The sequence below is a fragment of the Paenibacillus sp. FSL H8-0332 genome (genome assembly GCF_037963835.1).
Taxonomy (GTDB): Bacteria; Bacillota; Bacilli; order Paenibacillales; family Paenibacillaceae; genus Paenibacillus_AQ; species Paenibacillus_AQ rhizoplanae.
Window position 1 is genome coordinate 3,611,834 of record NZ_CP150145.1, and the last position, 18,411, is coordinate 3,630,244.

Annotated in this window: 22 protein-coding genes; 9 read left to right on the top strand and 13 right to left on the bottom strand. The window is 51.1% G+C overall.

Annotated features, from left to right (window positions below):
- Positions 1-33 precede the first annotated feature (33 nt).
- Positions 34-396, top strand: a complete 363-nt coding sequence (locus NST43_RS15495) for a ribosomal protein L7/L12 (protein ID WP_339225212.1) — start codon at positions 34-36, stop codon at positions 394-396.
- Between the two features lie 97 nt (positions 397-493).
- On the opposite strand, the gene NST43_RS15500 is transcribed toward NST43_RS15495, so the two are convergent.
- From NST43_RS15500 to NST43_RS15510, 3 genes are read right to left on the bottom strand one after another with little or no spacing between them, the layout of a single operon-like run.
- Complete coding sequence (locus tag NST43_RS15500; protein WP_209990111.1) at positions 494-1,132, bottom strand: ABC-2 transporter permease; 639 nt, start codon at positions 1,130-1,132, stop codon at positions 494-496.
- On the bottom strand, positions 1,125-1,994 hold the full coding sequence (locus NST43_RS15505) for an ABC transporter ATP-binding protein (RefSeq protein ID WP_209990108.1): 870 nt from the start codon (positions 1,992-1,994) through the stop codon (positions 1,125-1,127). Before NST43_RS15505 ends, NST43_RS15500 begins: the two co-directional genes overlap by 8 nt.
- Positions 1,991-2,371 (bottom strand): GntR family transcriptional regulator, encoded by a 381-nt coding sequence (locus tag NST43_RS15510; protein ID WP_209990105.1) that lies wholly within the window; start codon positions 2,369-2,371, stop codon positions 1,991-1,993. The genes NST43_RS15505 and NST43_RS15510 overlap by 4 nt, the downstream gene beginning before the upstream one ends.
- Before the next feature lie 187 nt (positions 2,372-2,558).
- Here NST43_RS15510 and NST43_RS15515 point away from each other — a divergent pair, with 187 nt between their 5' ends.
- On the top strand, positions 2,559-4,025 hold the full coding sequence (locus NST43_RS15515) for a hypothetical protein (RefSeq protein WP_339225213.1): 1,467 nt from the start codon (positions 2,559-2,561) through the stop codon (positions 4,023-4,025).
- Between the two features lie 5 nt (positions 4,026-4,030).
- On the opposite strand, the gene NST43_RS15520 is transcribed toward NST43_RS15515, so the two are convergent.
- Positions 4,031-4,711 carry a succinylglutamate desuccinylase/aspartoacylase family protein gene (locus NST43_RS15520; RefSeq protein WP_339225214.1) on the bottom strand — a complete coding sequence of 227 codons (681 nt, stop codon included), beginning with the start codon at positions 4,709-4,711 and terminating at the stop codon, positions 4,031-4,033.
- A 376-nt stretch (positions 4,712-5,087) separates the two neighbouring features.
- On the opposite strand from NST43_RS15520, the gene NST43_RS15525 reads away from it, so the two are divergent.
- On the top strand, positions 5,088-5,210 hold the full coding sequence (locus tag NST43_RS15525; RefSeq protein ID WP_339225215.1) for a hypothetical protein: 123 nt from the start codon (positions 5,088-5,090) through the stop codon (positions 5,208-5,210).
- A gap of 308 nt (positions 5,211-5,518) precedes the next feature.
- On the top strand, positions 5,519-6,676 hold the full coding sequence (locus tag NST43_RS15530) for a C45 family peptidase (protein ID WP_339225216.1): 1,158 nt from the start codon (positions 5,519-5,521) through the stop codon (positions 6,674-6,676).
- Positions 6,677-6,693: 17 nt separating this feature from the next.
- On the opposite strand, the gene NST43_RS15535 is transcribed toward NST43_RS15530, so the two are convergent.
- Positions 6,694-7,212, bottom strand: a complete 519-nt coding sequence (locus NST43_RS15535; protein WP_339225217.1) for a GrpB family protein — start codon at positions 7,210-7,212, stop codon at positions 6,694-6,696.
- Between the two features lie 124 nt (positions 7,213-7,336).
- On the opposite strand from NST43_RS15535, the gene NST43_RS15540 reads away from it, so the two are divergent.
- From NST43_RS15540 to NST43_RS15560, 5 genes are all read left to right on the top strand, one after another.
- Positions 7,337-7,477, top strand: coding sequence for a hypothetical protein (locus tag NST43_RS15540; RefSeq protein WP_339225218.1), 141 nt, complete (start codon positions 7,337-7,339; stop codon positions 7,475-7,477).
- A 147-nt stretch (positions 7,478-7,624) separates the two neighbouring features.
- Positions 7,625-8,440, top strand: a complete 816-nt coding sequence (gene murI, locus NST43_RS15545) for a glutamate racemase (RefSeq protein WP_339225219.1) — start codon at positions 7,625-7,627, stop codon at positions 8,438-8,440.
- A gap of 17 nt (positions 8,441-8,457) precedes the next feature.
- A complete protein-coding gene (locus NST43_RS15550) occupies positions 8,458-9,210 on the top strand; it encodes a GNAT family N-acetyltransferase (protein ID WP_339225220.1) in 753 nt (250 codons plus the stop codon).
- 44 nt (positions 9,211-9,254) lie between these two features.
- The gene (locus tag NST43_RS15555) at positions 9,255-9,626 is read left to right on the top strand and encodes a DUF4190 domain-containing protein (protein ID WP_339225221.1); all 372 of its coding nucleotides are present in this window, start codon (positions 9,255-9,257) and stop codon (positions 9,624-9,626) included.
- A gap of 26 nt (positions 9,627-9,652) precedes the next feature.
- The gene (locus NST43_RS15560) at positions 9,653-10,249 is read left to right on the top strand and encodes a DUF2441 domain-containing protein (protein ID WP_339225222.1); all 597 of its coding nucleotides are present in this window, start codon (positions 9,653-9,655) and stop codon (positions 10,247-10,249) included.
- Here the strand turns inward: NST43_RS15560 and NST43_RS15565 are convergent.
- The 8 genes from NST43_RS15565 to NST43_RS15600 all read right to left on the bottom strand — a co-directional run bounded on the left by NST43_RS15565 (position 10,227) and on the right by NST43_RS15600 (position 18,392).
- The gene (locus tag NST43_RS15565) at positions 10,227-11,429 is read right to left on the bottom strand and encodes a response regulator (RefSeq protein WP_339225223.1); all 1,203 of its coding nucleotides are present in this window, start codon (positions 11,427-11,429) and stop codon (positions 10,227-10,229) included. The genes NST43_RS15560 and NST43_RS15565 overlap by 23 nt on opposite strands.
- Positions 11,426-13,213, bottom strand: a complete 1,788-nt coding sequence (locus NST43_RS15570) for a sensor histidine kinase (protein ID WP_339225224.1) — start codon at positions 13,211-13,213, stop codon at positions 11,426-11,428. The genes NST43_RS15565 and NST43_RS15570 overlap by 4 nt, the downstream gene beginning before the upstream one ends.
- A 91-nt stretch (positions 13,214-13,304) precedes the next feature.
- Positions 13,305-14,129 carry a carbohydrate ABC transporter permease gene (locus NST43_RS15575; RefSeq protein ID WP_339225225.1) on the bottom strand — a complete coding sequence of 275 codons (825 nt, stop codon included), beginning with the start codon at positions 14,127-14,129 and terminating at the stop codon, positions 13,305-13,307.
- An 18-nt stretch (positions 14,130-14,147) separates the two neighbouring features.
- Positions 14,148-15,038 (bottom strand): sugar ABC transporter permease, encoded by an 891-nt coding sequence (locus NST43_RS15580; RefSeq protein WP_339225226.1) that lies wholly within the window; start codon positions 15,036-15,038, stop codon positions 14,148-14,150.
- A 168-nt stretch (positions 15,039-15,206) separates the two neighbouring features.
- On the bottom strand, positions 15,207-16,583 hold the full coding sequence (locus NST43_RS15585; protein ID WP_339225227.1) for an extracellular solute-binding protein: 1,377 nt from the start codon (positions 16,581-16,583) through the stop codon (positions 15,207-15,209).
- Positions 16,584-16,675: 92 nt separating this feature from the next.
- Positions 16,676-17,113, bottom strand: a complete 438-nt coding sequence (locus NST43_RS15590; protein ID WP_339225228.1) for a GNAT family N-acetyltransferase — start codon at positions 17,111-17,113, stop codon at positions 16,676-16,678.
- 146 nt (positions 17,114-17,259) lie between these two features.
- Entirely contained in the window at positions 17,260-17,889 is a 630-nt protein-coding gene (locus NST43_RS15595) for a hypothetical protein (RefSeq protein WP_339225229.1), read from the bottom strand.
- 176 nt (positions 17,890-18,065) lie between these two features.
- Positions 18,066-18,392 (bottom strand): antibiotic biosynthesis monooxygenase, encoded by a 327-nt coding sequence (locus NST43_RS15600; protein WP_339225230.1) that lies wholly within the window; start codon positions 18,390-18,392, stop codon positions 18,066-18,068.
- Between the last annotated feature and the right edge of the window lie 19 nt (positions 18,393-18,411).

The following is an 18,411-nucleotide window of genomic DNA, read 5'->3' on the forward strand; positions in this document are numbered from 1 at the left end:
GGGTAGTAGATAATTAAGGAAGGAGTAATGCCTATGGAACATATGGATACGATTGATCTTATCGCCATTCTGGCTCTGGTGCTGGCGCTATTGCTTATGCTGAGTGTGTTCAGTCTGAAAAGGCGTGTGAACGAGCTAGAGTCCCGGTTAGCGCAAAGAGACGCTTATGGCGGAATGTACTCTCCCCCAGCTAGCGGCAGAGCTGCTGACATCCCGGCTCCCCTGTTCGTACAGAACCCGGAGCTGGCACCGGATCTCGAGCGGAGAATCCGCCTGCTGATGGCCGAAGGCAAGAAGATCCAGGCGATCAAGGTCATGCGCGAAGCGCGGAATCTGGGCCTGAAGGAAGCCAAGGACTTCGTCGATAACCTGGAACAAGGCGGAAACTTCCGCTAAGTGAACCATAAGTGTATGATCAAGAATGACCTCAGACTGCCACTGGAGTGTGGAAGCTGAGGTCATTCTTGTGATGAAGCTTATACCGGCAATAAAGCTAGATATCTTTGTGCATATAAATCCGGGACGAAATCAGATAAGAGCTATAGATAATAACGAGGTATGCCAGCACGCCGATGGCAATAAGCAAGACATTATCCAATCTGCCAGTGCTAATCCATTCGGCAAGTGCCGGAAACCGTTTAGACAAGCTGGTAATTGCCGTGAAATTCAGCATGATCACCATTATAAAGATGAAGTTGACGATCTGCATCCCTTTTTGTCCCAGCCAGTAATACAGCGGCAGATAAATTGAGGCCAATAAAGGGAACGCGGCAGTAGCTATTCCCAGCTCTCTCCAGCGCAGCGGTTCATCCAGCTTGCCCATCGTAAAAGCAACCAGATACAGCAGAATCGTACAGGTCAGGCTGAACAAGGAGAATGGAATCAGCGTCATATATTTAGCCTGAATCAGCCGCTGTCTCGGGACCGGGAGCGTAACCAGAAACTTCTGATTGTTATGCTGCATATCGATGGTACAGGAGTTAATGAGCAGCAGCATAGCCGGAAACAGAGAGAACACCGTATAGGCTTCAGCGTTCATATAACCCATAATCAGATAATAGGGAATCAGCAGGAGGATGAACTTCCGGGTAAGCATGAAGTCTTTACGGATCAGAGCTATGGAGTTATACATGTGCTTCACTTCCTTTTACCGTATAGTACATAATCTCTTCCAGCGTAGGCATCTCGCAGACTGCGGTGTCCCTGAAATAACGTTCCCCCTCAGCACGGTTGCTGATCAGCCCTTCGAAGCCCAGCCCGTTCTCCCGCAGCCCCACGAACCACCGCCGGACATCCCGGTCCAGCAGTTCCTTCCCGCCTTTGACCAGCAGATAGCGTTCGCCCAGACTCTCCTTCATCTCATTGAAAATAATCCGTCCTTCGTTAATGAATGCAATATAGTCGGCAATCCGGTCCAGATCGGTAGTGTTATGAGTCGAGAACAGAATCGACTTCTTCTCATCCTGGATATGTTCACTAAGCAGTTCCAGCATCTCCCGGCGAAAAATCGGATCAAGTCCTGAGGTCGGCTCATCCATAATCAGCAGATCGGCACCATGGGACAGGGCGATAGCGAGGGAGAATTTGATCTTCATCCCCTTGGACAGATCCTTGATCTTCTTACCCGGTGGAAGCTTGAACAGCTCCTGAAACTTCACATATGTATCATTATTCCACCCGGGATAGAACGGGGCGATAATACTCTTCATCTGCTTAACGGTCATATTCTCATAATAGAAGCTCTCATCCGAGACGTAACCGATACGCGCCTTAACAACCGCCTGGTCCTGCTGGTTGTTCTGGCCGAACATCAGAATGTTGCCTTGGTCCGGGTAGATTAACCCCATCATCAACTTGATCAGCGAGGTCTTGCCTGCGCCATTCGGGCCGATCAGCCCTGTAATGTAGCCCTCCTTGATCGGTAGCGAAATATCCCGCAGCTCAAAACGGTCGTAGCGCTTGGTCACATGGTCTAGCTCAATTACATTACTCATTCCTGTTCCTCCTCATAGAGCAGCTTCAGCATCTCCGCGAGTTCAGCGTATTCCATGCCGAGCTGCCTGCTCTCGTCAATAATCTCCTTCAGCTTGCCCTCCACCATCCGCAGCCGCTGTTCCCGGATATATTCCTGATCGGCCCCGGAGACAAAAGAGCCCTTGCCCACAATCGAATTGATCAGCCCCTCCCGCTCCAGCTCCTCATAAGCCCGCTTCGTGGTAATGACGCTAATCTGCAGCTCCTTCGCTAGTAAGCGGATCGACGGCAGCGGCGTACCCGAGACCAGCTCGCCTTGGAGAATCATCTGGCGGACCTGTCCCACAATCTGGGCGTAGATCGGTTCGCCAGATGTACTTGATATCAAGATATTCATGCAGCAGCATCAGCTTCCTTTGTGTATTATGTATTTAGTGTATATATGTAATATATACACTATGCGCAGTTGTGTCAATCCCGAATTTCCCTGCTTACGCAGCAAGGTATTGAGCTGCTCCCTTATGGGAAATGGTATTACTATATTAGGGATGGTTACAGATCGTGGATACAGAAGGAGAATGAATATGCTTAAAAAAATTGCCGCACATCCGCTCGCCTGCATCCTGCTGGTAGCCGCTGCTATTGTGCTCATGCGGCCTATGTATTCCTATAACGACCCGGACACATTCTGGCATTTGGAGGTCGGGCGCTATATGCTGGAGCACGGGAAGATCCTCTATTATGCCATTCATACCTTTTATGGAGATCGGCTGCCGTATATCCCGCATGAAGCCGGGTTTCAGCTTCTGATTGCACCACTCTATCAAGGGTTCGGCTGGCCAGGGATTTATCTGCTGACTGCCCTATGCCTGTTCGCCTTAGTGATGGGGCTACTGCGCCTTGGACAAGTATCGCGCAGAGAGCTGGGGCTGGATCAGAACCATATTCTGCTGCTGCCCTTCGTCCTGCTCATCTCCTGCTGGATCTTCTATAACTACTTCAAAGGAAGACCACAAATGGTCTCCTCCCCGTTAATCGTCTGGTTCTTTGTCTGCCTGCGGGAATATCAAATGAAGCCCCGCGTCAAAGTTGCGGCTGCAATGATAATCTTCTCCTGCGTCATTGCCAATGTCCATACCGGAGTATGGCTCGTGATAGCCGTATTCACCGGAATGGCTGTGCTCGAGTCATTGATCGCCCGCAATCTCAGCCGCAAGCGTGCTGCCGTCTTCGGGCTTGTCCTACTGGCAGGACTGCCGAATCCGGGCGGGTTCAAAGGTCTGCTGTTTATTCTCACAGTCACTAGAAATCACTTCAATCTGCTGATTAATGAATGGCAGCCTCTGTCCTTCAGCCGGTTCGATCAATTGCCCATTCTGTTGCTGCTGCTCTTCTTCGCAATCACGTTACCGTTCTCCTTGCAGCAGAAGCCCTTCCGCTTCTTCCTGATGACCGGCATCCTCTACCTGGGAGTCTCGAATTTCAAGCAAAATCTGTTCATGTGGCTGTTCATTCCCTATTTTGCGGCTGTTTTCTTCGAGGTCTTGCCGCTTCCCGGTACCTTCAAAGGGCGTGAAAACACAAGATCCATCGCTATTGGACTCGCTGCCGGACTACTAATCAACACAGTCTCCATCTTCGTAGCTCCGCCAAGTGTTGCAAGTGCAGATTATCCGGTGAATGAGATGAATTATGTACTGGAGCATACACCGGCAGGTACACGGCCCAGGGTGCTGTCCAGCTATGGAACGTCGGGTTATGTGATGTTTCGCGGCGGGGATATCCTCTGTGACGGGCGCCAGGACCCTTTTATCACCAAAGCTTCGGCGGGAGCCCTCGGGTGGACGGCCTTTGAACGCTCCATGTATGGCTTCTCGGAGTATTTGCCCGATATTGTGAAGTATGATAAGCCGGATTATGTGATTGTCCCTAAGGGCAGCTCGGGGAGGCTCTATGCGGACTGGGTAAAAGCGTTCGGCACACCGGTCTACAAAGGCAGCTGCGGAAGTGTATTCGATCTCCGCAAGCCTTCCTCAGCGGGCAGCAGCTAATGGGATTAGCCAATCATCCCCTGCGACCGCAGAAAGTGGTAGACGATCTCGCTCTGCAGCCTTACTCTTAAGGCATAATCCAGGCTCCAGCAGGTCTCTACGGTCACCGCCCGGGCACCGAGCAGGCGCTGGAAGGCCATCCGTGAAGTTCCCGCGCGCTCCCTATGCCGTATGTTGAAGCGGTAAGCTCTATTCGTGATGGTCTGATTCATCCGCATCACAATTTGCTTCGCCAGTCCATGCGCACGGCTGACCGGGCTGATGATCAGAGTCTGGCCGACCCGCTTCGGATTCAGCTCGGACAGCCCGTTCGCCTCATGCAGATCCAGCACCCAGGAGGGGCGGTAGCGCAAGGCAAGCTGCCATACGGCTGCCGATAACGGATGTCGGGCCGGGGCGCCTTGTCCGCGCGGGAAGGTACGGTTCAGGTCGGGCTTCCCGCGAATCCCCTTGCGCCGTGCGATTTGGTTCACCAGCGGAACGATAATCAGCTTCCCTGAGCGCAGCATCAGATCTCCCCGGCTGAGCCGGCTGGCAATGCCCTGCGCTGCGCGGCTGCTCGCCGGCTCATTGCCGTGAACACCGGAGATGATCATGAATACAGGTCCGGGGACGCCGCTGCTAATGACATAATATGGTGTGGCATAAGGCGTTCCCGCTGCCAGCATGTGCTTCTCGACAGACACTGTGGTTCACCTCGCTCTGGATGATGTGGATGATGGTATACAAGATTCTGGACAGCACCAACGGTTACTCTGTAATGTATGCGGATTACCTGCGGAGGATTGGACGAATAGGACAGCAAAATAATCCCACAAAGTGGTGCTTTAGCTTCGATGATGACTCAGGTACTTTGCGGGGGCCCCAAAACATATAAATTCTTTCTAAAAAAGCCGGACAAGTCCAATATGGACTCATCCGGCTTCTTCTCTGGATACACGCGGGTGCTAATAGAATAATAGCAGCGGCTCCTGTGTATAATGGAATAATTATGTATAATATGGATAGATCAAGCATAACCTTTGATGGCCTAATCCATTCCTATACTCCGAGGTGACCGTAATGCGGCGAACTAAACGTTCCGGCAGAGACCTTGTGTCTTTTCTGCTCAGCGCCTTCTCCATACTGATCATTGCGTTCTTCGTGATCCGCTATGTGCTTCAGACCGTTTCATTCGCACCTTAACATCTGCGCAACGCAAAAAGGAGCATTTGGGGGAAATGCTCCTCTTCGGCTTGCATATACCATGTATTAGGTTGCACTTCCGGAAGAATTGTAATCCGAAAGTCTTACCAATAATTTACCTTAAAAATCACGATAATACAAGTATTTCCTTCTATTCCAGTGAAAATGTGACTAATTTATGACTGGGCTTCGCCGCTTGGCTGCACATCCGGGGATTTGAGGCGGAACCGGCTTTGCCGCCTGATCTGTACGCCCGTTATAATGAACCTACTCTGCGCAGAGAATAACGAAAAAGAAGGAGCATTCACATGGATGCTAATCCCCTGTTACAGCGCAAGACCGTACAATTTTCACATCTCGTTACCGAAGGCACTCATTATGAGGTCGGACGCGCCTTGGGCGCTTATTACAAGCATAACTCCCCTATGCTCTCCTTCCTGTCCTCACCCTTCATGGGAGCCTCCCCGCTGACACCGTATGCTGCGGACAAAGCCATGGAGAGCTTCGAGCGCTACTGCCCCGGCTTGAACGAAGAAATTCAGGGCTTCGCCGATGAGACCGGTATTGAAGCAACCCATGTCGTATTCTATTACTCCTACTTTCAGGCACCGGGCCACTGCACACAGGCAGCCTATCGAACCGGAGCAAGTGCAGATCAGAGCGGACATATCTGTCATATGCGGAATTATGATTTTGGGTGGGAGGATGAGCCGTATAATCAGCTGCTGCTCAGCACAACCCGGGTGAAGGGCAAACCGGCACATACCGGCTTTGCGCTGCAGCTGTTCGGGCGTTATGACGGGATGAATGAGGCAGGTCTTACCGTAACCACCACCTCGGGGAGAATCCGGCCGGAGATGACCGGGGAGGGCTTTGTTTTTCCAGGCGTAGTCCGGGCCTTGCTGGATCAATGTACTACTGCGGAAGAAGCAGCTCAGCTCATGCGCAGCATGCCGGTGGCCGACTACAGAAACTTCCTGATCTCTGACGCCCAAGGGAACATCGCCCTCGTGGAGACGGCTGGTACCGAGAAAGCAATTCAGTACCATCCGGCTGCTGCCAGCTTAAGTGCAAGCCAGCTTGTGCTCTCGGCGAACCATTACACCCTGCCCACCATGCAGCTACATAATCAGCAAGTTATGGAGAACTCATGGACAAGATATGACGCGTTGCGGGCAGCACTTATGGACGACAGCACCGCTATCCATCCTGTAGCAGCCATGAAAGCTGCCGCAGGACGCGAATATCCCGAAGGGATCTGCTGTCACCATTACAGCGAAGGCTTAGGCACCTTATGGTCCGTGGTCTGTGACAATACAGCCCGCGAGCTGCATATCTGCTTCGGTTCCCCGCAGCTGAACGGCTGGAGAACATTCGGGTTCCATGACCCGGCTGGAATGCGTGTATACGAGGCAGTGCTGCCGGATAAGCCGTCCGCTGAGGGATTCTGGACCAGTCCCAGGTAAGCAAACCACTATTTTTTCTACTGTGACACCTTCTGCAAAATAGACTGTACAAATGCTGTCTTCCCGTCACAATACGCATCACTGTCATAACGGTATTTCTCAGCCAGCCGCTGCTTGACCGCCTGATATTCCTCCTGGGCAGCGGGATGGCTGCGCAGATAATCACGGAAGAGGATATGTTCTACATAACCCTGGCCGTCCTTAGGACATACATAGAGATGGTATTTCATGAATCCATCATCCTGGTTGCTCTTGAAGGCTTCCCGGCCCTCAATGCCCATATTGCCCTGATGCTCATAACCGAACGCCTGCAGTCTGCGGATGATCTCCGGCAGCTGGTCATAGCTCTCCATCACCAGATCGATATCAATTACAGGCTTAGCCCACAGCCCTTCAATCGAAGTGCTGCCCACATGCTCAGACCGGATAATCAGATCTCCCGCGATCTCCAGCATCCGCGCCTCAATTCTGCTGTATTCCGCCTTCCAGGCCGGATCATACGGAACCACTTCTACAACCTTGGTCTTCTCAGCCATAATCCCTCTCCTCCTTCGGCTATAACCTGTACCCGCCAATGGCATAAAATACAAACCGTAATCTCATACTAACCCACAGAGACGGAGGTGAACAGTATGCCCAAGAATAGTGCAGATCCGAAGCATGACCGTACAGATAACCGCCGACAGTAAGAACAATCAGCAGAATCACGCCAGTATCAGCGAAATTCCCCAGATGGTGACTCCTAATAAAGCGGCAGATGTGGTGCCGAGTCTTAACGGTGTGACCAAGAACGAGAGCTGATTTCCGCTTTGTTATGCTTATAGACCAGGCTTCCCTCTCCGGCAAAAAAAGCGGAAGTCTGGTCTTTTGTCCATGCTCTATAGTTATACAATAAGTCTAATGATAGAATAGTAGCATCCTTTTAATAATGACGGAAAGAGTGGAAGTATGCGAATTGGATTTTTTGACTCTGGAATTGGCGGATTAACCGTGCTTCATCAGGCGCTTAAGCTCTTGCCGCAAGAGGACTACCTCTTCTATGCAGATACCGACCATGTGCCCTATGGGGAGAAGACGAAGGACGAAGTCAGGGAATACATACTGCAAGCGGTGGATTTCATGGCCCGGCAGCATATAAAAGCGTTGGTTGTCGCTTGTAACACAGCCACCAGCATCGTGATTGAAGAGCTGCGGCAGCGGTATGACTTTCCGGTGCTCGGGATCGAGCCGGCTGTGAAGCCTGCGGTTGAACAATCGGAGGGTAAGCAGAAGAAGGTGCTGGTACTCGCCACCCGCTTAACACTGCAGGAGAAGAAGTATCATGATTTGGTGCACCGTATCGATCACGGGGAAATTGTAGACAGTCTGCCGCTGCCCGGGCTGGTTGAGTTTGCGGAGCGCTTTGATTTTGACGAAGAGAGAATCATTCCCTATCTGAAAAGTGCGCTGGCACATTTGGACCTTAAGCGGTACAGCACGGTGGTCCTTGGTTGTACCCATTTCCCCTACTTCGAGGGAAGCCTGCGGAAGATATTCCCGGATACGGTTGACTTCATCTCGGGCAGTCTCGGAACCGCCAGACACCTGAAGCAGATTCTTCAAGCGGGGGGACGGATTAATGAGGGGACGGGTGATATCCTTTTTTACAGATCCAGTGTCCAGGTAGAAGATCCCGCAATGTTATCCAAGTATGAGCGTCTGTTCAAACGTCTGGATGAAATGGAACAATCTATTAATCGGAGCAAAGGGAGTGATCTTACTTGAGTCACTATGCAACCATAATGGAAAGATTACGCCGGAATCCGCTGAAGAATGTAACGCTGCTCAAAATGATGACGGCTTATCATACTCAGATTGATTGCGTGCTGATTGAACAAAAGGAAGAGTGGGGCGTGCTGCTGCTTATGCCTGCCACCACCTTCGGCTATGATCACCGGACCTACCCGGAGGCTGACACCATTGTGCTGATGGACTACAGCAGCCCCGAGGTCTTCCCTGCCCTGCTCAAGCGGTTGCCGAAGGACGCCAACCTGGTCTTCAAGCTTCAGGAGGATGCTTACCGCCAAGCGCTGGAACCGTATTTCACGCTGCGGCGGGTACGCAGTCTCTACTCTTATTCTTCGGCCGAAGGCCAGAGGTTCAGCGCAGATGAAGCCTGCACGGTCAGTGAATCGATCGACGAACGGCTGCTGCCGCTGTGGATGGCGAATGATTATTCGTTAGAGGAGATCACGCAGTATTTTGAAGACGGGGCGTTCGCTGTGACGTTATTTGATGGGGATACACCACTCAGTACATGTATGGTGTACCGCAATGAGGAGCGAATCTGGGAGATCGGCGGCGTACGTACCATAGAAGCTGCCAGACAGCGTGGATTGGCACAGCGCGTAGTGCGCACAGCAGTCTTCCACACCCAGAAGCGGGGCTATATTCCCAGGTATCAGGTGCTGGAGAACAATCTCGCGTCCATCCGCCTCGCCGAATCCATTGGCCTTACCCGCGCTGTCACGCTGGAGCACTGGCTTAATTATTGATGGATTGAATAGGAGCATTCGCTCACTACTTATGAAGGAGTTAGATGATGAATAATCCCCCTCCACCCTATGGAGAACAGAATTATTACCAGCAGTACCCGAAGCCTCCGCAGGAGCGGACGAACAGCAAAGCGGTTGCAGCACTGGTGCTGGGTATTCTCTCCATTGTAATACCTTACGTCGGCATCTTATTCGGGATTACCGCAATCGTTCTGGCTACACTTGCCTTTAAGGAGATCCGTCACACCTATGAGCAAGGCCGGGGACTCGCGATCGCCGGGCTGGTCTGCGGAATAGCCTCCACCTTTATTTACACCATTCTCATCATCATGTTTGTTTTAGCTATTCTGTTATTCAATAGTGCACACACTATGACGGGTTATGGGTTATTGAATGCATACAGGTTCTTAGTGTAATCACTCATATGTACAGGAGGCAGACTATGCAAGCCAGCGAAAGATACGTTTACCACATTGTAACCCGAAAGAAGATGGCCCTGAATCAAATCATTAACTTTGACAACCAGCAAAAAAACACCTTATACCGTTTCTTTTTTGAGCAAGAACAGCTGAATTCCAAAGGTGAAGACGTTATTCAAATCCTGCACCGTAATTATACTGATGACGGATTGAAATTGGATAAAGAGGATACGGAGGTTACGGTTAAGTATGCGGAGCAGACCGTCCGAGCGGTTCGAGAGGTTATCGTTGAAATGGTTAGGCTACAGGAACATCCTGAATATCCTTCACGTTTGTCTTGCTTATACGCAGCGAAGAGCTATGAAGACGCCCAGATGTGGAAAAGCATATTCGATTCGCACCAACGGAAAGTGCTGCAGATTGTGAGACTTAAGGTTACTGGAGCTATTTTTGAAGGTGACGGCAGTCTGTTGCCCAAGGAAGACGCGACTCCATTCTCCCGTAAAATCGAACAAGCCAGAGAATACTGGAAAGGTAATCTCTCTAACGCGCTTCCAGAGCTGTTGATTAACGGGAGAATCGAAGTAGCAGACATCATCACAGAGTACCCTTGCTCCTAAGAATGCTAATGCTCTCCGCTTGGCGGTATTCTGTGGGGGTGAGCTGGTATTTCTTGCGGAACATCTGGGTAAAATGGCGCATGTCCTGGTATCCTACCCGTTCCGCGATATCGGCCAGCTTCAGCCCCGGATTCAGCAGTAATAGCTTCGCCTGTTCCAGCCGCAGCGAGGTGACATATTCCTTGTACCCCTGCCCTGTCTTCTGCTTGAACAGCTGGCTGAAATATGCCGGATTCAGGAACACCACCGAAGCGATTCTCTCCAGTGACAGCTCCTCATAGAAATGCTCCTTAATATATTGCAGCGCCACTTCAATCGCCTTCTCTCCACTCCCCTTGAGCGGCTCAAGCGGCGGCCCCTGGAAGGCCGAAGCCTCCTGCATCCGCTTCACGATCTGAGGCACCGTATGGAAGTCACAGCTCAGCCCGGAGTGGATAATCTGAAAAGGGATTTTCAAATAATGCGTCAGATGCGTCTTCACCTCCTCCTGGAACTGCTCTACCCGCACACTCTCGCCCGGTGTGATCAGGCCCAGCAGGTGCTGGCGGTCATAGCTCACCACGAAGCCCCGCCCATACCGCTCGATCAGCTCGGAGAGAACATTCTCGACAATGAAATGCTCCAGACGGGCGCTCTGATCCCCCGGCTCCAGCTGAATCATGACCAGATAGAAGGAGTGATAATCTTCAATGAACGCGTCGATGTCCAGATTCCCGATATCCAGCCCGGAGGCCAGCCGCTGAAAAACCCCCTCGCGTAGGAACCGCAGACTGGCCTTCAGCCGCTCGCCTTGCCGCGAGATCTGGTTATCCTGCTGGATTTCAGTCGTCAGGCTGTCGATCAGCTCGGTCAGCTTATGCTTGCCGATCGGCTTCAGCAGATAGTCGCGCGCACCCAGCCGGACCGCTTCCTGGGCGTAGGAGAATTCGCTGTGGGCAGAGATGACAATCCATTTCACATACGGATACCGGCGCTTCGAGATTTTCATGAATTCCAGCCCGTTCATGCCCGGCATCAGAATATCGGTCAGCACGATATGGATATGCTGCTCCTCCAGGATCTTCACCGCTTCCTCCGCCCGCCCGGCCACGAATACCTGATGCTCTGCACTGATCTGCTTGATCGTGCGTTTGATGCCTTCACGGATGGCCCGTTCATCATCGGCTATAAGAATATTCATCTCGGCAGCTCTCCTTCCACTGGAATAGGCAGCACGATCGCCACCTGCGTCCCCTCACCGGGGAAGCTCTGAATCTGTAGACCATACCCCTCCCCGAACATGAACCGCAGACGGCGGTGCAGGTTCTGGAGTCCGATCCCGTTTTTGCCGCCTTCTCTGCCACTAGCGCCAGAATGATCGGGACCCTCCACATTCAACGATTCTTGTAGCCTTGCCAGCTGCTCCCCGTTCATTCCGTCCCCGTTATCCTCCACAATTAGCTCAAGATGATCGCCCTCTTGCCGGGTATAGACCTTGAGAATCCCCTGACGCGCGAGCGGCTCCAGTCCATGCTTAACCGCATTCTCAATGACCGGCTGCACCGCCATCTTCGGGACCCTTATGTTCAGCCAGCGTTCATCGATATCTGTCACGATCACGAGGCGGCCCTCCAGCCGGATCGAGATGATCTTCAGGTAATGCCCGATCTGCTCCAGCTCCTCGCTCAGACTCACATCGGCCCCGTCTTCCCACTGGCTGCTGTAGCGGAACATCGAAGACAGAGAGAGCACCAGCTCGCCAAGCTGTTCATTGCCCTCCTCATCCAGCATCCAGTAGATCATATCCAGCGTATTGTAGAGAAAATGCGGGTTCACCTGGGATTGCAGGGCATGCAGCTCCGCATTCTTTTCGCTGACCGAGGACAGCTTGACCCGCTCAATCAGCTCCTCGATCCGCCGGACCATCCGGTTGAAGGAAGCGACCAGAATGTTAATCTCCTGATACGAAGAGACCTTGACCATGCCGCCGAAATTCCCCACCTCCACCTGACGCATCTCGCGGATCAGCTTCTTCAGCGGCGAAGAGATGGTCTGCGATACGATCGACGCAATCAGCGTGGAGACCAGGATCAGCGCCGAGATCACAATCAAGAGATAACGCTTCATCTCCACCAGCTCCACATTCAGATCCTTGTCCGGAGTAATACTCATCACCCACCAGCCTGAGAAAGACAGCTTAGACGCCACAACCAGTTGGCCGCGCTCCTGCTGCACCATCACATGCTCCGAGGCCGGGAGCTTAGGCAGACGGGCAGCGTCCGGCTGCGGATCTGTGGCCGAGGTGACAAACCGTCCATCCGGGGACATCAGGTAGACCTGACTGTGTGTGCCCAGCTTCAGATTCTCCAGCGCCTCCAGCACCGGCTGCGGGTCCGTCTCATACAGCACGATGCCGATCGGCTTATGCTCATTGAGGTCATAGAGCTGCCGCCCGAAGGCGAAGACAGGGCTGTCCTCCACCTGGTCGATCAGGGAGTGCGGGTACACCCCGAGCCAGACCATTTTCCCCGAGGATGCCTGCAATTGCCGGTACCAGTCCTCCTGCCTATAATTCGGATCGACCACATTCATATAGTTGCCATAGTTGTAGATCTTGCCGCGGTCAGTGATCACATGGATACCCACCAGATCGTCCCGCGAATAAAAAATCGAGCCGATGATATTCGTCACCGTCTGCTCATTGATATAGGCCACCGCCGGCCCGTCCGTCTTCTCATTAATCAAGCGGATCATCTCGAAGTTATTGCTGAGCGACTTGGACAATGCGTCATACCCCTTATAGAGAAGCGTGAATAAGCCTGCGCTCTGGGCGACGTTTTTTTGCGACAAATCACCGATCTTCTCATGCAATTGGTCTGTAGTCCGGTTATAGTACAGCAGGCTGACAATAAGCAGAATACTGGACATGCAAAAAAGAAACAGCAAGAACAACCGATGATGAATGGAATGAAAGCCGAGCTTCATAAGCCTCTCCCCTTTACGCACCCAGTTCTGCCGTTTCCTATTATAAAACTATTCCATTTTTATGCAATGAGGGAATTCAGCACGCCTTACCCTACCCCTTAACCGCTCCGGCCACCATCCCTTTGGTAATCTGATTCGACAGGAAGAAGTAGATCAGAATCACCGGCAGCGCGCCCATCACCAGGAAGGCCCCGATATTCCCGTAGTTGACCGAATACTGGCTCACGAAGGTGTAGACCCCGAATGGAAGGGTTTTGAGCTTCTCTGAGGAGATGAACGTGGCGGCCAGGATGTATTCGTTCCAGATGTTGATGAAGGTTAAGATACATACGGTCATGACAGGCGGAATGGACACCGGCAGAATAATCCTGCGGAAGATCCGGTACACGCTCGCCCCGTCGATGAACGCCGATTCTTCGATCTCATGTGGAATAGCTCTCATGAAGCCGCTCAATATGAACACGGCGATGGGAGTCGAGAACGCGATGTACGGCAGAATCAGCGACCAGTGGGTGTTGAGAATATGCATGTTTTTGAAAATAATCATCAGCGGCAGCAGCGTGGCCTGCATCGGAATCATCATCCCCATCAGGAAAATGGTCATCACGACATTGCCGTATTTCCACCGGAACCGGGAGATCGCATAGGCCGCCATCGAAGCCAGCAGAATGACACAAATCATCGTAAGACCGGTAACGAACACACTGTTCGACAGGTACTTCAGATAGCTGCCCGAGGTGTAAGCCTCGTAGTAGTTATGCCACTGGAATTTTCGCGGAAAAGAAAAGAAGCTCCCGTCCAGAATCTCCTCATTCGTCTTCAGGGAGTATAACAGCAGCCACAGCAGCGGGTAGAGCTGGGTAATCACAGGAATGGCAAAAAGAAGATACACGATTCCTTTTTTAAACATACGCATGGTCCGCGCACTCCTTTCCTATTCGAATTTTCGCTCAAGCCGGTTGAAGATCGTGTTGATGATGCCGGTGAAAATGAGACAGACCACCACGAGGAACGTCGCAATCGCGCTGCCGTAGCCATACTTGAAGGACAAGAAGGAGCTGTTGTACATATGGGTGGAGATTACATCCGTTGCATGCGCCGGACCGCCGCCTGTCATGACCATGACCAGGTCGAAGGCTTGCAGGGACCCGATAAACGCCAGGATAATCGAGATTTTGAAAATCGGGATGATCAGCGGAAGTGTAATGTAACGATCCGCTTTGAAGCCGTCAGCCCCGTCAATTCTGGCCGCTTCGTACAGCTCGTCGGGAATGTTCTGCACCCCCGTATACTGGATTAGCAGATGGTAGCCGAAATACTGCCACAGGGACACCAGATACAGAGAAAACATGGCGATATTAGGCTCAGTCAGCCAGTTATGCGTCCAGCTCTCCAGCCCCAGGGACACCAGCACACCGTTCAGCATGCCCCCCATCGAAGTAGGGTTATAGATGGTCTTCCAGAGTTGTCCAATAATAACGACTGATAAGATGACCGGCGTGAAGTAGATCGACACCAGCGTGTTGGCTCTGCGCAGATAGCGGTTAAGCAGGATCGCCATTCCCAGACAGAGCGGGATTTCCAGCATGGAAGCCACGGCGTACAGCAGCGTTCTCCGAACAGAGGGCCAGAACACCGGGTCATGCCAGAACATATTCTTGAAGTTGCCGAAGCCGACGAACTGAGAGGTTGTCAGACCATCCCACTTCAATAAGCCCGTGTATAATGAGACCAGTATGGGAACGAATACCAGGCACACATAGAGCAGCAGACATGGCAGTATGAAGACGGCGATTGTGCGTGCCGGCACCTTAAGGACTTTCATCTTTCCCGCCTCCTATCAAGCAGATTCTTCTTTGTCTAATGATTTATACAGTTAATAATTAATGCAATTAACTTTAAAAAGTGCATGATAAACCCGATGCGAAGCGTCCTGAATCAGCTGGCTTCGCATCGAGTAGGACAGTTGTACGGTTACTAGGTGACTTGCTGGTTATTTGTTGGCTTCAAAAGCAGCCTGATGTTCTTTGGCTACCGCCTTGGAATCCATCTTCTGGACGAACAGGTTCTGAATGCTGCTGAGGTGGACCTGTGCGGTTGCAGGGTTCATGGTGTTATCGAACGCCAGGTCGCCGCCCTTCACTTGGTTGAACAGTCCGGCAATGTTCACTGCCAGATCGGAATACCCGGCAGCCTTGAGGTCGCCATCTACCTTTTGGCCGATCCCCACAGCGTTCTTCAGCTCAAATTGCTTCTTGGGATACTGGGTGCCGAAGTAGTTCAGGAAGTCCTTGGTTTCCTTCAGATGCTCGCTGTTGGCCGATACGGCGAAGGCGCTGCCGGGGGCCAGCATGAATTCGTTGGGATCTCCTTTGCCGTTCACTGTCGGGAACTGGAAGGCTCCCACTTTACCGGCTACCGGGGAAGCGTCAATCGCGCCAGTCTCCCAGGAACCGATGGACCACATGGCAGCTTTACCTGTCTTGAAAATATTACCGCCAGCATTGGCATCAATGGAGGTGGCACCGTCAGGGAAGGCACCCGCTTGAACCAGGGCCTGGAAGGCGTCAACCGCTTCGATGAACGCAGGATCTTCAAAGGTCTTTTTACCGTCCAGCACATCTTGCAGGAAGCCGGGGCCGCCGTTAGTGCGCAGCAGAATGTTCATGAACAGGAACGAGCCGGTCCAGGAATCTTTTTCGCCGATGGCCAGCGGGGTGATGCCCTTATCCTTCAGAATCTTCACATCCTTCAGCATTTCCTCGAAGGTAGTTGGAGGGGCAGCGATGCCGGCTTGGGCGAACAGGTCTTTATTGTAGTAGACGACTTCAATGTTGTTACCGTCGGGGATGGCATACACATTATTGTCGAAGCTGTAGTAGTCGAGGAGGCCCTTCTGGTACGTGTCCTTCAGGCCATTCTGATCGAGCATGTCGTTCAGCGGAGCAAACAATCCTGCATCGACGAACGGTTTCATTTGGGCCGCCGGGTTCACGATGGTGATGTCCGGCACTTCTTTGGAGGCAGCCTGTGTCTTCAGCTTCACCTTCTGCTGGTCCGTGTTCAGCGTGTCGAGTTCAATTTTCACATTGGGATGCTCTTTCATGTACGCGTCGGTCAGCTCACGGATCATTTTGTAATTGGGCGTTGCGGGATCGGGGTAGATGTTCTGGAAGGTAAGCGTTACCTTTTTATCGCTCGGTGCATCTGTAGCTGCGGCATTGCCGCTGCCTGTGGCGGCGTTCGGTGCGGCGGTGTCCTTATCCTTGGAATTGGCGTTGTTGTTCGAGTTCCCGCATGCGGCAAGGCTTACTGCCATTAGCGCGGCGAACGCGACGGTGGCGGTTTGCTTCATTTTTCTATTGACCATTAATTAAAGCCCCCTCTGTCGTGATAAGCTAATTATCATCACAGAGAGCGCTTACAACAAGGTGGGAACTGCAGAAATGAGGTTTGTTTTTTCTAGGTAAGCTGTTTCACTAACAGCTGTTCATCGTCTTTCACATAGCTGCACTGTTCATAGGTTCTAATGGCCGCAATGTTGCTACTGCCTGTCAGTACCTTTATACTATTCACTCCGCGTTGTCTAAAATTTTCTTCCAGGCAAGCAATAAGGGCCATGGCCATTCCTTGTCTTCGGGCGGCTTCTTCTACGTAGAGTTCGGTAATTTCTCCATAGGGCTCATCATAACAAAAGGAAGAGTAGCATTGACCACAGCCGAAACCAACGATTCTACCGTTCATCTCTGCTACGGCAATCAGTTCATTACGGTTTATATTCAAATGTTCCCTGATCTTAGCTGCGGGTCTTGGTACCCCGCCGTTAAATTCCTGATTGAGTCTGGAAAGTTCTTCAGCATCGGCTGAGGATGCAAGCCTTACTTTTGCCGTAGAATCCATCTTGGGTCACCTCGTATATTGTATGTATATAAGCTATAAGACACACTTAAGTTTCGAACTTGAAGCTTCGTCGGCACTGCGGTGAACATTTGGACTTCCGGCCGGTTGCTACTGCTCCTACAGTTCCAAATTTCCCCTCCGCTGCTTCATAATAACGCTAATTCTTGAAGAACTTCCTTAACATCACAGCTTGAATTCAAGATATGGATCATCTCTTCCGTAATGGGGACATCATCGTAGATTTTTGCAACAACCTCTAAGGATAGGGGTAAATCAAAATAATCTGATGCAAATTCCTCAAAATCCTCTGGTGTATGGAATATACAGCCGAGTAAAAAATCAGAACCATCGCTTGTACCTGCTGGAATCTCAACGTTTCCCTTGTGCCAGTTCGTGTCACTGTTTTTACGCCAAATACAAAAAGTCACATCGTCTTTTTCAATGGCATCATCATCAAGTAAAGATAATAATTCCATTGGGACATCATCATAAATCCCTTGCCATACTTTATGTTCATCTTGCGCATATGGGCTTAATCCGGATTCATGATCGAAGCCTTTTATGATGGAGCCTTCAGGGGAGAACAAAATAAACAGATGATCCCCTGACCCATTATCTATTTTCGCCATAGTAACACCCTCATTCCAATCTTGAACATAGCTATGGTAACGAAGCCATTCCTCCGGACAAAGAATAATATTCAGTGATGCTTGGATTTTCATTAGCTTTTGTAACATTGCTGGATCTGGTAGGCGCTCTAACACATTTGCTTCCATGAATTCTCACCCTTTCTTCTTTCATTGCACAACTAGAGTAACCATTCGTCTGAGCTTACTTTTTCGAATAATTCTCTATAAAGAGTTCAAGAGCGAAGCTCCGCTGGTTTATTAACGCAAGCCGGAGATTCCGCTTTAGAAAATGCCTGCAACGATCCAGAATTTTGGAAGCTTATTCAAGCCTTCTCAAATCCATAATCCCGTTCAACCTTGCATACCCTAGTTTTATAAGCGAGATACCAATCAGATATCCCTTTGCTCTGGGCTACTAAATGTCGTTCGTTTTGTTTCCATTGGTGTATAGCTTCGAGAGAATCCCAATAAGACACAGTAATACCTACACCTTCTCTGGCACTTTCTACTCCGAGAAATCCAGGTTGGACGGATGCAAGTTTCTCCATTTCATCTGCCATTTCCGCATATTGGCTATCCCCATCTGTTCGTTCCGATGTAAAAATCACTGCGTAATAAGGTGTTTGTGGTGTTGTAGCAATCTCGCTCATGATTTCACCTCCGTTATTT

Bases quoted from the DNA above. Each gene is read 5' to 3' on its own strand.
- NST43_RS15515 (WP_339225213.1), top strand. From the start codon at position 2,559: ATGCTTAAAAAAATTGCCGCACATCCGCTCGCCTGCATCCTGCTGGTA.
- NST43_RS15585 (WP_339225227.1), bottom strand. From the start codon at position 16,583: ATGGTCAATAGAAAAATGAAGCAAACCGCCACCGTCGCGTTCGCCGCG.
- murI (WP_339225219.1), top strand. From the start codon at position 7,625: ATGCGAATTGGATTTTTTGACTCTGGAATTGGCGGATTAACCGTGCTT.
- NST43_RS15590 (WP_339225228.1), bottom strand. From the start codon at position 17,113: ATGGATTCTACGGCAAAAGTAAGGCTTGCATCCTCAGCCGATGCTGAA.
- NST43_RS15525 (WP_339225215.1), top strand. From the start codon at position 5,088: ATGCGGCGAACTAAACGTTCCGGCAGAGACCTTGTGTCTTTTCTGCTC.
- NST43_RS15565 (WP_339225223.1), bottom strand. From the start codon at position 11,429: ATGAATATTCTTATAGCCGATGATGAACGGGCCATCCGTGAAGGCATC.
- NST43_RS15500 (WP_209990111.1), bottom strand. From the start codon at position 1,132: ATGTATAACTCCATAGCTCTGATCCGTAAAGACTTCATGCTTACCCGG.
- NST43_RS15555 (WP_339225221.1), top strand. From the start codon at position 9,255: ATGATGAATAATCCCCCTCCACCCTATGGAGAACAGAATTATTACCAG.
- NST43_RS15595 (WP_339225229.1), bottom strand. From the start codon at position 17,889: ATGGAAGCAAATGTGTTAGAGCGCCTACCAGATCCAGCAATGTTACAA.
- NST43_RS15505 (WP_209990108.1), bottom strand. From the start codon at position 1,994: ATGAGTAATGTAATTGAGCTAGACCATGTGACCAAGCGCTACGACCGT.
- NST43_RS15580 (WP_339225226.1), bottom strand. From the start codon at position 15,038: ATGAAAGTCCTTAAGGTGCCGGCACGCACAATCGCCGTCTTCATACTG.
- NST43_RS15495 (WP_339225212.1), top strand. From the start codon at position 34: ATGGAACATATGGATACGATTGATCTTATCGCCATTCTGGCTCTGGTG.
- NST43_RS15560 (WP_339225222.1), top strand. From the start codon at position 9,653: ATGCAAGCCAGCGAAAGATACGTTTACCACATTGTAACCCGAAAGAAG.
- NST43_RS15510 (WP_209990105.1), bottom strand. From the start codon at position 2,371: ATGAATATCTTGATATCAAGTACATCTGGCGAACCGATCTACGCCCAG.
- NST43_RS15540 (WP_339225218.1), top strand. From the start codon at position 7,337: ATGACCGTACAGATAACCGCCGACAGTAAGAACAATCAGCAGAATCAC.
- NST43_RS15600 (WP_339225230.1), bottom strand. From the start codon at position 18,392: ATGAGCGAGATTGCTACAACACCACAAACACCTTATTACGCAGTGATT.
- NST43_RS15535 (WP_339225217.1), bottom strand. From the start codon at position 7,212: ATGGCTGAGAAGACCAAGGTTGTAGAAGTGGTTCCGTATGATCCGGCC.
- NST43_RS15530 (WP_339225216.1), top strand. From the start codon at position 5,519: ATGGATGCTAATCCCCTGTTACAGCGCAAGACCGTACAATTTTCACAT.
- NST43_RS15575 (WP_339225225.1), bottom strand. From the start codon at position 14,129: ATGCGTATGTTTAAAAAAGGAATCGTGTATCTTCTTTTTGCCATTCCT.
- NST43_RS15550 (WP_339225220.1), top strand. From the start codon at position 8,458: ATGGAAAGATTACGCCGGAATCCGCTGAAGAATGTAACGCTGCTCAAA.
- NST43_RS15570 (WP_339225224.1), bottom strand. From the start codon at position 13,213: ATGAAGCTCGGCTTTCATTCCATTCATCATCGGTTGTTCTTGCTGTTT.